Source organism: Flaviramulus aquimarinus, from assembly GCF_039543205.1.
Lineage (GTDB): Bacteria > Bacteroidota > Bacteroidia > Flavobacteriales > Flavobacteriaceae > Flaviramulus_B > Flaviramulus_B aquimarinus.
Map to the genome: position 1 here is coordinate 52,381 of NZ_BAABJH010000001.1, position 13,121 is coordinate 65,501.

Here is a 13,121-nt window from a genome sequence, read left to right on the forward strand (position 1 = left end):
CATCAATTCTCTTATTCACCTAATAGTTCGACCATTATTTTTTCCAGATAATTAGAGTACGCTTCAATAGTTGGTAAATTAAAAACTTTATTAAGCGGAATGTCCATTCCTAATGCTTCGTTAAGTCTTGAGGTAACTCTTATAGCTGCAAGCGAATGCCCGCCTAACGCAATAAAATTATCATGTATACCTATTTTGGATAAGCGCAATACATCTTTCCAAACACCTTCTATAAGTTCATCTATTTCATTTCTTGGCGCTACATAAGACGTTTCTAATTCTAATTGTTCTGTATTTATTTTTTTTAATGTTTTCTTATCTACTTTACCATTTTTAGTAAGCGGCATATCTTCTAAAAACTTAAAGTTAGAAGGCATCATATATGCTGGAAGTTTACTTGCTAAATGCTTCTTTAATGCTTTTGATGATATAGAGGAATCACCAGTATAATAAGCTACTAATTTTTCATCATTTCCAAACGTATTGGATTCTTCATAGCCTATTTCTTCCATGATGCGTTTGACTTCAACTTCATCTATGTACTCATTAATTTCCTCTAAACTTTCGTCGCGGGTTTTATGCCCTAAACGTACATCCCAACTATATGGAAAAGAATAATTACTATAGCCCTTTTCTTTTTTATGAACATATATACCGACTTGGTTAATTAAGCAGTTTGTAGAACGTCCGGTGTCTGTTGGTCTTACCCAGCCTACTTTGTCTTCTAAATAACTGATCATGTGTTCTAAACTTACATCAGAATATCTATAAAAATCGACAAATTGAACTTTGTCAAACACGTCATCATCTTCAAATATTGATACTTCTAATAAATCCCTTACTGCATCTTCTTCTCTGTGATACAATTTTCTAACTTCTAAAATAGTATCATCAATTTTAGTGACATCTAGATTTTCATCCCAAAAAAGTTCTTCTGTTAATCGCGTTTCGAAAAACTGACCACGTGATAAACCTGTAACTATAAAAGGAATTTCCTTTTCCATGGCTATTTTAGTACTCAGTGTATAAATGGTTTTAAAACAACCGTTACAGACATTTTGATGTCGGTTCAAGCTATCTATAAAAATAGCATTCATGTGCTCGGTTTGGCCATAAATATGATCTACACCAAGTTTTTCTACTATACGATTTACATTGTCTTTTGCTTGTTCTGATATATAACCATTGTCTAAAGTAAAGGCTAAAACCTTTAAGCCCATACCAACTAATTGCGCCAAAATATAGGTACTATCTTTACCTCCACTTAAAAGTGACAAACAATCATAGCTTGTGTTCTCTATCTTGTTAGTTGTTAAAATGGTCTTTAATTCTTCTTCGGTTTTAAAGTATTTTTGCGCCTTTTCTTTGTAACCCTTAAACGCATTACATAAATGGCAAACACCATAATCATCAAAATCGGTTTGTGGATAATTTGATGGTAATCCACATTCTGTACAATTTATAACCTCTTCTTCTGGAACAATAACTTTATTATTTTCCACTAAAACAACTGCACAATCATCAATACCCTCAAAATCAAGAAGGTTAGACTCTATATCGGTCAATTCAATTCTGTAACCTCTTAATTTAACTTGCTCATCAACCCTACCTAAATATTCAAATTCACCGGTTTTATTTATTCTGGCTAAATCGCCCGTATGATACATTTTTAAACCATCAACAAAAGGATTATCTATAAATTTGCTGTTTGTTAAATCTTCTAGTTTTAGATAACCATTGGCTAAACTATGGCCACTTAAATATAATTCTCCCACCACGCCTTTAGGAACCATATTCATATGGGAATCTAATATATAAGCATGCATGTTTTTTATGGGATAGCCAATTGGAATCGAAGCATCTGAATGTTTATCTACGTCAAATTTACTTACAATACAGCCAACTGTAGCTTCTGTTGGTCCATATTCATTAAAGATTTTTAAATGATTCCTGAATGAAGATTTAATTGATTTACCCAAATTAACTTTAAAGTCTTCGCCACCAACAATCATGGTATGTATGTTTGAGTTGGCTAAATTTCGGTCTTTAAGAAAGGTTAAATGTGAGGGTGTTAGTTTAATGACATTAACAAGATTATCACCAAGTAATTGCAATAATGAAGTATCTGGACCAAAAGTATTTTCTTTATAAACTATTAATTTTCCACCACTTAATAAAGGTAAAAATGTTGATGTTATGGTAAGGTCAAAGCCAATAGATGTGAATAATGGAAAAACTGATTTACTATCTATACCATAATGGTCTTTTGCCCAAAAGAGGTAATTAGACAATGCGCTATGTGAAATAAGCACACCTTTGGGGTCTCCCGTAGAACCAGAAGTATATAGTACATACGCCAAAGCACTAGCTTTTAGCACCTTGTTTAAATTGCTAACGGATTCGTTAGCAATTAAGCTATTAAAATCCGATAAATCTATAACCTGTATATTTGTGTTTTCTAAATTCTTTTTTAAGTCTCCTTCGGTTAGTATAAGTGAACAATCTGAATTGGATACTATAAACCTAACCCGTTCTCTTGGCTGGTCGGAGGCTATGGGTATAAATGTCCCTCCAGCTTTTATAACAGCCAGTACGCCTATCATATAGGCTGTACTTCGATAATTATAAAGTGCGACCTTTTGATTAGACGTCATGCCATTTTTGATTAAATAATTAGCTAATTGATTTGCCTTTTTATTTAACCCTTTATAGGTTAGCGTTTCATTTTTGCATTGAAATGCAATGGCATTTGGTATGTTAGCCGCTAAAGTCTCAAAATGTTCTAATATGGAAACATAGGGTTTATTGAACTCTAATTCAGACTGTAAAAATAAGCTCGATTCTTGTTCTGATAATAAGCTAGGAGCTTCTATAAGTGCATTAATATTTGATAAAAATGCATCTAATATATTTGAAAAATGACTTGTAATTGCATGGGCTTCAGATTCATCTAAAATAGACGTATTAATATCAAAAACAACCTTGGTATGTCCTGTAGCATTAAAATCATAAACATGGCAACGTAATTTATGTGCTGGGTCGCTATGATTAGGGTGAATCCATTCTGCTTTTGTAGTTAAGCCGTCAAAATCTGAAAAACTGGCGTTTATATAATTAAAAATAGTATTAAAACTACGGCTTACTTTTGCTGATGAAGTTCCGGTAATAGCATGTTTTAAATATTCGTTTGTTTCTCGTTTTATTTGCTGTAACAGCGAAAAAAAGGTATCATCTTCTGTTAACTCAACAGTAAGCGGAAAAATTTCAATGAATAATCCTGGTGTGCTTTTTAACGTTTTTGTTGTACGATTATTAATTGGTGCACCTATGGCCAATTTTTTTTGTCCGCTTATTCTATATAAATATGTGAAAAGAAGTGTTGAAAAAATATTGAATAATGTTAAATCCTTTGTCCAAACCTTAATATCACTTTGTTCGGCCAAAGCATTAATTTTTTCGGATTGCTCTAAACTTAAATCTAATACAACACGATGTGACTTTGAAGTCGTTTGTTGCGTTTTCTTTTCTCCATAAAGCATTGGAGTTTCACTAAAAGTTTCTACCTTTTTTTCCCAATAAGCTTTATTGGCTTTATTACTGTTTTGCTGATTAGCTTCATACTGAACATAATCTGAATACTTAAATTTTGAGTTGTCTGTAGATTCATTGCCCTTTTTAATTTGCGCATACAGTTCTGACAGTCTATTAAAAAACAAAACAGAACTTGAAGCGTCTGTTATTAAATGATGTACATTAAAAAACCATATGTATTCTTGATCTGAAGTATTTAATAAAACACTATCAAACAATGGTTTAGACATATCAAACAATCTTTCGCTTCTATCTTGTAACCAATCGTTTATTAAAATGTCAGTTAGATCGGTTTTAAAATTTATAGCTTCAAATGAATAGTTATAGTCTTTTAAAACTTTTTGATATGGAATACTATCTACATCAAAAAATACCGTACGCAAAACGTCAGTTGTATTTATCAATTCTTGAAAAGCTTGCTTAAATGTAACAGCATCTAAATTGCCGTTAATATAAAAGGCATAGGGCACATTATAAATGGGCACACTTGGGTTAAGTTTTTGACCTAACCACATTGAGGTTTGGCTTGTTGTTAAGGGCATCATATTAATGGCATTTTTATTCATAAGTAAAAAAACTAAACCGTTTTGTTTGAAACGTATTTACTTATGGCTTCAATCGTCATAAAATTATCTACAGTCATGTCTTCAAAAGGCACTTCTGTTTTGAGTTTCTTTTCAACAAAACTGATGATTCTCATCATTCCCATAGAATCAACTAAACCAGTACTAAATAAATCGTCTTGGAAGCCTAATTCTAATTGATTATCCTCTATGATTTCATTTTTAATAAACTCTAATAAAGGTCCATTTATATCCATAACAATGTCTATAGAAAAATTTCTAAATATTTAATAATTATGTTTTAGGAAAGATTTTAAATGACTGGGAGTTTTTTGATGTTAATCAATAAAAATTAGTCATTAATATAAACCATAGCAATTTTTTATATTAAGCTCTATACCTAAAAAAGTAAAGATATACGTTTATTACAAAGAATTAAAACCCATTTTTAGTTATTCAACAGTTAATTTGTTGTATTTATCGAAAAAAACACTATATAAATTTATCAATTCTTTAATATTTACGATATTGAAACAAAAAATCGATAAAACACATCTTTTTCCGAAGATGTGTTTTTAATACCTATCCTTATGAAAAGAAGATTACTAAGTTTCCTATTGTTTACTTTTTTATTATTTCCTATTTGCAATGCTTTTGCTCACCATCCCGACAATAGTCTATTGTATTTAAGGGTTTATGAAAATGCCAATATTGAGGGCGATTTTCATATTAATGTTAATGAGCTAAATGATGTTTTAGGTTTTAATTTAAGTCAACATACCTCTATTGAAGAAATTACCCCACATTTAAACAAAATAAAAGCATACCTTTTAAAAAACACCTCGTTTTCTTATCAAAATAAAGCTTACAGCATAGTATTTACAGACGAAATAGATTTTTTATGGGTGACCTATGGTGATTTTATTATACTAGATTTTTATCTAGAAAACACAGAAATGACCCCTGATGAGTTAGATGTTACCTATAAGGTTTTTATTGAAGAAGAACCGCATCATATGAACTTATTAGGTATAGCTTATAATTGGAAAGCTGGACTAATTAATAATGAGAAAAATATTGCGCTTAATTTTAGCAATAATGACTGGAACAAAACACTTTCATTAAAAGAGGGCTCAATTTGGACAGGTTTTAATGCCATGATAAAGCAAGGTATTTGGCATATCTGGATTGGAATAGATCATATTCTTTTTATAATAGCTTTAATATTACCAGCAGTAGTAAGAAGACGAATTAACATTACTGAAGGGGCTCAATCTAGTAGCAAATTTAACATTTGGAGTTGGGAACCGGTAGACAAATTCAAACCTGCATTCCTATATATTGTAAAAATAATTACCTTTTTTACCATAGCGCATACCATTACACTTAGTTTAGCCTCTTTGCAAATTATAGAATTACCCTCTCAATTTGTGGAATCTATTATTGCATTTTCAATTGGCTTAGCCGCATACCACAATATAAAACCTATTTTTAAAGGTAGAGATTGGGTTATAGCATTTGTATTTGGACTCTTCCATGGATTTGGATTTGCAAGCGTTTTAGGCGAGTTAGGCTTTAATGGAGAGCATCTTACACTATCGCTATTAGGGTTTAATATTGGTGTCGAAATTGGACAATTAGCCATAATTGCTGCTATATTTCCTTTACTGTTCTTAATAAGAAAACTCAAGTTATACCCTAAATTTTTAGTGTATCTGTCTGTATTATTAATTATTATATCACTTTATTGGTTAATTGAACGTGCTTTTGATATAGATCTCCCTCTTGATGATTATATTAGAAAATACGGCTTTGAGTTTGCTGTTTGGTTAGGTTTACGATAATTATTTAATGATTTATGGAAAAAGAAACTAACACAAAATCATTACTTGATAGGTGGAAAAGCAGGGATGCAAATAAAACAGTGATGCCCGCTATAGCAAAAGCTCCTGAAGGCATATGTATTCCTTTATCTCCTGGCCAAGAAAGACTATGGTTTTTACAACAAATGTATCCTGGAAATCCTTTTTATAATTATTCGGAAATCTATACATTCAATGGAAAATTAAACCAAGATATTCTTATTGAAAGTTTAAAAAGAGTATATAGTGACCACGATATACTTAGAACAACTTATCATTTGGAAGAAAACGAAGTGTTTCAAAAAGTTGATGAAAATGCCACTATAAGTATAGCGACTTATGATTTAAGTGCTTTGCCTAATGCTGAAAGAGAAATTGAAAGAAAAAAAATAATGGAAGCTGATGCTACCAAATCTTTTGATTTATCAATAAGCCCATTAGTAATAGCTACTTTAATTAAAATCGATTCTGAAAAACACATATTACAAATTACTTTGCACCATATAGCTACAGACAAATGGTCCATGAGGCTTTTTCGAGAGCATTTAGCTAGCTATTATAGGGCATTGAGCAATAATAAAGCCTCTATCCCTTCAAAACGGACAGAAATACAATACGCTGATTACGCTTATTGGCTTAAATCAAAGAAAGTCAATGTCAACTATCTTAATTATTGGAAGAAAAAATTATCTGGAGAAATACCAAATTTAAATTTACCTACCAATTATACAAGACCTGTAAAGCCCTCATTTAAAGGTGCAGCATCTTATACACAAATTTTTGATAGTGAACTATCTGCTAAACTTTTATCATTATCAAAGCAATTGGGCACCACGCCTTATGTACTCATGCTTTCTGTATATTATGTTTTTTTACACAGGTATAGTGGTCAAACTGACATTTTAATAGGTTCGCCTGTAACAAATAGAGACCAAAAAGCCTTAGAAAGCCTTATCGGTTTTTTTAATGACACTATAATTTTAAGAACAAATGTAGAGTCAACCATGTCTTTTTCAAATTTGGTAAAAGAAGTTAGAAAAAATACACTTGAGGCTTTTGCAAACAAAGATGTCCCTTTTAATGTACTAGTCAATGAACTCAAAATAGAACGATCATTATCTATAAATCCGTTCTTTCAAACCATGTTTTTATATCATTCGGTGCCTGAAAATCCTTTTTTTGATGAAAATGTTAGCTTAACACATACTTGGGTAGATGCAAAAGTGTCAAAATTTGATCTTACTATTTACATTTCTGAAGAAGATGGTATATTATCCTCTACCTTCGAATATGCTTCAGACTTATTTCAAGAATCTACGATAAATCGCTTTCAAAATTATTTTAAATCGCTGATAGAAGGTGTTGTATTAAATCCAAATCAAAGCATTTCAGAAATTCCAATGCTTACTGATAACGAAAAACAATTTTTATTAAATCAGGAAAAAACGATTTCTACTAATTTTATAGAATTTACTGGAATTCATAATATCATTGAGAGTATTGCTAAAAAACACCCCGACAGATTAGCTTTAACATTTGGTGAAAATTCTATTTCTTATAAAGAATTAAACGAAAAAGCAAATCATTTAGCCCAAGAACTATTAGGTAATGCTACAAAGAACAACGCTATAGTAGGCTTGTGTATTGAACGTTCTTTAGATATGATAATCGGATTGTTAGGCATTTTAAAAGCAGGTTGTGCATACTTACCCATAGATCCTAATTATCCATTTCAGCGCATTAATTTTATGCTAAAAGATGCAAAAGTAGATAACATTGTAACCCAAACATCGCTTTTAAGTCTTTTTAATGAATTTGAAACAAATACAGTTTTAATCGATACCATTAATTCTAAAAACACTTTTAATACAACTACATTACCCATTGTAAAAGAAACAGATTTAGCCTATGTTATATATACTTCTGGAAGCACTGGCCAACCAAAAGGCGTTCCTATTACACATAAAAACATTATAAATTCGACCGATGGTAGATTAGATTTTTATGACGAGAACCCATCTGCGTTTTTACTCATGTCCTCCATTTCCTTTGACAGTTCTAAAGCCGGGATTTTTTGGACACTATGTACAGGCGGAAATTTAATCATTACGGAAAAGCGTGTTGAACAAGATATTGAGCAAATCGCTAATATTATAGAGAAACATAAAATAAGCCATACGCTTATGCTTCCATCTTTATACCATGTTATACTTGAAAATATTGAAACCGCAAAGTTAAAAAGCTTAACAACAGTTATCGTTGCTGGAGAAGCCTGCTCAAAACCCCTATGCGAAACCCATTTAAAAAACATGCCAAATGTTTCTTTATACAATGAATATGGCCCAACCGAAGCATCGGTTTGGTGTATGGCCCATAAAATTGAAACACAAGATTTAGTAAAGGAACAAATACCTATAGGAAAACCTGTAGCTAATGCAAAAATATATTTGTTAAATAGCAATAAAAATATTGTCCCTATTGGGGTTTTAGGAGAAATTTACGTGGGAGGACAAGGACTTTCTAAAGGCTATTTAAATAGATTAGATTTAACCAATACTGTTTTTATAGAAAACCCTTTTAATACCAATGAAAAACTATATAAAACAGGCGATTTAGGAAAATACAGAAATGATGGATCTATTGAATTTTCAGGAAGACTAGACCAACAAATAAAAATTAGAGGGTTTCGAGTTGAGTTAGACGAGATTGAAAATAATATTAACAATAATATTTTGGTGAAACAAGCTATTGTCTTAGTTAAAAAAGATAACAGGAAAACTAAAAGACTCATTGCTTATATAAAGCCTAATGATTTGTTTGATGAAAAAGAGTTAAAACAAAATCTAAAACAAGAGTTGCCAGATTATATGATTCCTAACCGTTTTATAATAATTGATAATTTCCCATTACTTCCTAATGGTAAAGTTGATAAAAAATCATTAGAAAAGATAGAACCCATTTCTAAACCCAATTTTAATAATGACATTAAAAAACCAATAAATGACATTGAACAAAAATTACTCGAAATTTGGGAAAGCATTTTAAACATTAAATCATTAAGCACGACAGATAATTTCTTTGAAATTGGCGGCGACTCTATTTCAAGTATTCAATTTATAGCTAAAGCCAGAAAAGCAGGCATAATGATATCTCCTAATCAAATATTTGATTATCAAACCATAAAAGAGTTAGCTTCTTATATCTCTAAAAAAGAAAAGCAACAAGAAGATTGGGATTACCTAGTAGCCTTAAAAAAAGGAGGGACTAAAAAACCGCTTTTTTGCATTCATGCCGGGGGTGGTAATGTCTATTTTTATAATAATTTAAAAAATCATATCGATGAAGATAGACCAATCTACGCATTACAAGCCTCTGGGGTTTATGGCAACCATCGTATGCACCAAAGTATAGAAGACATGGCCAAGGATTATTTTACAGCCATGCAATCCATCCAACCCGAAGGGCCTTATAATGTTTTGGTATATTGTTTTAGTGTAACAGTTGGTCATGAAATGATGATTCAACTAAACAAACTGAATCAAAAAATGAATCTTATTGTTATGGATACTATGGCTGATCCATGGAATTTAAATACGCCAAACCGTTTAAAAATAAGAGTTAAAGGTTTTTTTAAAAGAAGCTTAAACAATCCTGTTTCTACAGCAAAACACTTTATTTCTGGCAGAATGCTTAAAACGAGGCAGTTGTTTATTAAGTTGTTTGCATCATCACAAGAAAAAGGCTTAGTCGATTTAAACAAAAACCTCATTAAAATTAGCGAAAACTATAAATGGAAACCAAGCACAGGCGATATTAAACTCATACTTACTGAGAAAGTAGAAAAAAGTTTAAACACTGAAGTTATAAAATCTTGGGAAGAAATGCTTTCAGGTAAAATAGAAGTAAAGGAAGTAAAGGGAGATCACATTTTGTTATTTGAAGAACCCAATATTAAATTCATCGCCAAAGAAATAAATAAATTTTTAATATAAATAAATGGCTCATATTGGATTAATAATCACAGGCTTAACAGGAAGATTAAATTCCAGTTTTCAAATGGCAACTAAATTGCAAAATGAAGGCCATACAATTACGTATTTATGTCCTAAGGATGTTAAAAAGAAAGTAGAAAGCTTAGGTTTTATTTATATTCAGTTACCTCCTATCAATTTAGAATATAAACATGATGATTTAGAGAAAATTCAATCTTCTTCATGGTTTTCTAGATGTAAATATCATTATAAAAACTACTTCAAACACTACAAAATAGGAAAAAAAATATTAAACTTAAATGAATATGAGATTGCTCTAAAAAAATTAAATCCTGACCATTTCATAATTGATATGGAAATGCATGACCTTATATTTACTGCATATAAGCTTAAGATTCCTGTAACATTATTCACGGCATGGTTTTCTAATAAAATGGGCTTAGGAATAAAACTTCCTCCTTTACGCACAGATATTATACCTGGAAAAAAATTAAAAGGGAGTTCAATAGGAATTTTAATTAATTGGCTTTTCATTAAACTAAAAGTACAAGCGAGAATTTTTGTTAATAAATTAACTTTTAAGGATTACAGAAGACAAGTTTTAAAAAAATATGCAAAAAACACCAATTTTCCAACCCGAACCCTAATTGCAAGTAACCTGCCTTACCTTTTTTGCTATACAAATTTACCTATTTTGTCATTTACATTATCCGAAATGGATTTCCCTCATAGATCAGCTAAAAACCATATATATGTCGGACCAATGATATACGAACAAAGAGATGCCAAATTTGATGCTAATTCTAACAAAATTATAGACGAAATAATACAGCTAAAACAAAAAGCAGAAAAAAAACTAATTTACTTTTCAGCAGGTAGTATTCTAGTTCCTGAAGTTGATTTTATAAAAAAAGTAATGAAAGCTATAGAAAATAAAAAGGATTGGTTACTAATTGTTAGTTTAGGGAAAAAATTAACTATTGATACATTCCAATCTCAATCAAATTGCTTTTTTATTCCATGGGTACCTCAGTTAAAAGTTTTAAAACATACTGATTGTTGTATTACGCATGCAGGTATCAATACTATAAGCGAATGTATACATTATGCGGTACCTATGTTAGTTTATTCTGGGAATGAGGCAGACGAAAATGGAAACGCTGCCAGAATTGATTATCATAAATTGGGGGTTATGAGAAATAAACAGGACACTCCAAAAGAAATAAATGAACAATTAGATAAAATTCTTAATAATCAATCGTTTAAAAATAATTTGAATATTTTTAATGGTATTTATAATAAATATCAACAACGAAACCTCTCAGACTTTTTAAAAATCAAACTCTAATTTCAAAAAAAATCTTTAAATCATTTCAACCAGATGCATCATTTACAAGATGGCTTATTTAAGCTTCCAAATAACAAAATCCATATTTGGTTTGTAAATTTTGATATTTCTGAAAAAAAGCGCAATATCCTAAGCAGTCTTTTGTCTGAAGATGAATTGATAAAAGCTTCAAAATTTCATTTTAAAAAAGATAGAAATCAATCCATTATAACAAGAGGTGCTCTAAGGCTATTGTCCAGTTATTATTTAAACAAAAAAGCTAAAAATATAGGCTTTGCCTATGGTGAATATGGAAAACCTGAATATAATTTTAATACAAAGCTTAAATTTAACGTGTCACACTCTAATAACATGGCTGTTTTGGGTTTTATATTAAACAGTGCTATTGGTGTTGATATTGAAAAGATAAAAGATGATTTTGATGTTTTGGATATAGCAGGGAACTTTTTTTCAGAATTAGAAATTAAAGCATTAAAAAAAGTACCTAAAGAAAAACAAGCTGCATATTTTTATAGATGCTGGACACGCAAGGAATCCTTTATAAAAGGCAAAGCAAAAGGGCTTTCATTTCCGTTAGATTCCTTTTCTGTAAGTATACAATCAGATAAAGAAACAGAATTACTGGAAACAAAATGGGACGAAAAAGAAAAAAACACTTGGAAACTATTTACGTTTTCACCTCATCAAGATTATATTGGAGCAGTTTCAGCTCAAGGTCCTGTAACAGCTATAGGGCATTTCAATTTTAATGACTATGATTTTATTATATAACTATTTACGAACCGCACTCTGTGTACACGGGCAGTTACTAATACCCTGTAAAAAGTTCAAACCTATAGTAACCACATGCGTGCCAGAATTATACGCCGACAAGTCATTAGTTGTTATTTGATAAGCATATCCAAAATATAAAATAGACTTCTGGAAACCTACCATTGGCCCTATATTAAGAGGTTTAAAGAATTGATCGTTTAAGAATCGGTAAGATATTCCTGCCCAATAATAATCTTCGTTTCTATTATATTTTCTGAATTTAAAATTCAAATCGGTACTAGAACGTCTATCACTACTAAACATTTGATAATATACTGAAGGTTCAAATTCCAATCCACTCTTTTTTGGACCTCTAAAGGTATACCCAGAATATATTTGGTAATTTAAAAGTAAGTTTGGTTCTGATACTCTAATATCTTCATCTAACTTTTTAGAAAGAATATTATTCGCATTAAAGCTTAAAAAGAAGCCTTTAAATCGATATAGAGCACCAACATCAAAATTATTATTTGAAGTCCGCCTGTCATCAGTAATAAGTGGATTATTAATTGGCGAACTATCGCCATTGCTGAATTTACTTGTGTCTACTCTAAAATTATTAATGTTATAAGAAATACCAAATGATAAATATTGTTTAGAATAATAATCTAGAATAAGATGATGAGCAAAAGAGAATTTAAAACCTGTTTGGATGGTATTTCCATTTTTATCATTATACATTGAGAATCCAACACCAGAACGATCCGCAATTCTAAAATCCGCATAAAGGGATTGATTATCTGGAGCGTCTTTTATCCCAACCCATTGTGTTAGTCCATTGGCTCTAATTTTTAAATTATCGCCAATACCAGCATACGTTGGTGATACCACAAAATCGTTATCTGCTAAATACTGGGTAAATACAGGCAAATTCAACTCTTGTCCATAGCCATTTGCTATAACCAACAGAAGTAAATATATATATAGTTTTTGCATTTGCATAATTCTTAAT

General features: G+C 30.6%; 7 protein-coding genes. 4 read left to right on the top strand and 3 right to left on the bottom strand.

The genetic code is table 11. The annotated features are described in order from the left end of the window. Positions 1-11: 11 nt before the first annotated feature. Together ABD941_RS00215 and ABD941_RS00220 are read right to left on the bottom strand one after the other, a co-directional pair. Positions 12-4,157: an amino acid adenylation domain-containing protein gene (locus tag ABD941_RS00215; RefSeq protein WP_345271865.1), complete on the bottom strand. Its 4,146-nt coding sequence runs from the start codon at positions 4,155-4,157 to the stop codon at positions 12-14. Positions 4,158-4,168: 11 nt separating this feature from the next. Beyond that, entirely contained in the window at positions 4,169-4,411 is a 243-nt protein-coding gene (locus ABD941_RS00220; protein WP_345271867.1) for an acyl carrier protein, read from the bottom strand. Between the two features lie 333 nt (positions 4,412-4,744). Between ABD941_RS00220 and ABD941_RS00225 the strand changes: the two genes are divergently transcribed. Genes ABD941_RS00225 through ABD941_RS00240 form a run of 4 tightly spaced genes read left to right on the top strand, consistent with a single transcriptional unit; the run spans position 4,745 to position 12,127 of the window. Continuing rightward, the gene (locus ABD941_RS00225; RefSeq protein ID WP_345271868.1) at positions 4,745-5,998 is read left to right on the top strand and encodes a HupE/UreJ family protein; all 1,254 of its coding nucleotides are present in this window, start codon (positions 4,745-4,747) and stop codon (positions 5,996-5,998) included. A 14-nt stretch (positions 5,999-6,012) separates the two neighbouring features. Continuing rightward, positions 6,013-10,008 carry a non-ribosomal peptide synthetase gene (locus ABD941_RS00230; RefSeq protein WP_345271869.1) on the top strand — a complete coding sequence of 1,332 codons (3,996 nt, stop codon included), beginning with the start codon at positions 6,013-6,015 and terminating at the stop codon, positions 10,006-10,008. A gap of 4 nt (positions 10,009-10,012) precedes the next feature. Then, positions 10,013-11,356 (top strand): glycosyltransferase, encoded by a 1,344-nt coding sequence (locus ABD941_RS00235; RefSeq protein ID WP_345271870.1) that lies wholly within the window; start codon positions 10,013-10,015, stop codon positions 11,354-11,356. A 33-nt stretch (positions 11,357-11,389) separates the two neighbouring features. Next, positions 11,390-12,127: a 4'-phosphopantetheinyl transferase family protein gene (locus ABD941_RS00240; RefSeq protein WP_345271871.1), complete on the top strand. Its 738-nt coding sequence runs from the start codon at positions 11,390-11,392 to the stop codon at positions 12,125-12,127. On the opposite strand, the gene ABD941_RS00245 is transcribed toward ABD941_RS00240, so the two are convergent. After that, positions 12,128-13,105, bottom strand: coding sequence for a PorP/SprF family type IX secretion system membrane protein (locus ABD941_RS00245; RefSeq protein ID WP_345271873.1), 978 nt, complete (start codon positions 13,103-13,105; stop codon positions 12,128-12,130). It lies immediately after the preceding gene. Positions 13,106-13,121: the final 16 nt, after the last annotated feature.

Coding starts and splice junctions, on each gene's coding strand:
- ABD941_RS00230 (WP_345271869.1), top strand. CDS start 6,013: ATGGAAAAAGAAACTAACACAAAATCATTACTTGATAGGTGGAAAAGC.
- ABD941_RS00220 (WP_345271867.1), bottom strand. CDS start 4,411: ATGGATATAAATGGACCTTTATTAGAGTTTATTAAAAATGAAATCATA.
- ABD941_RS00240 (WP_345271871.1), top strand. CDS start 11,390: ATGCATCATTTACAAGATGGCTTATTTAAGCTTCCAAATAACAAAATC.
- ABD941_RS00245 (WP_345271873.1), bottom strand. CDS start 13,105: ATGCAAAAACTATATATATATTTACTTCTGTTGGTTATAGCAAATGGC.
- ABD941_RS00225 (WP_345271868.1), top strand. CDS start 4,745: ATGAAAAGAAGATTACTAAGTTTCCTATTGTTTACTTTTTTATTATTT.
- ABD941_RS00215 (WP_345271865.1), bottom strand. CDS start 4,157: ATGAATAAAAATGCCATTAATATGATGCCCTTAACAACAAGCCAAACC.
- ABD941_RS00235 (WP_345271870.1), top strand. CDS start 10,013: ATGGCTCATATTGGATTAATAATCACAGGCTTAACAGGAAGATTAAAT.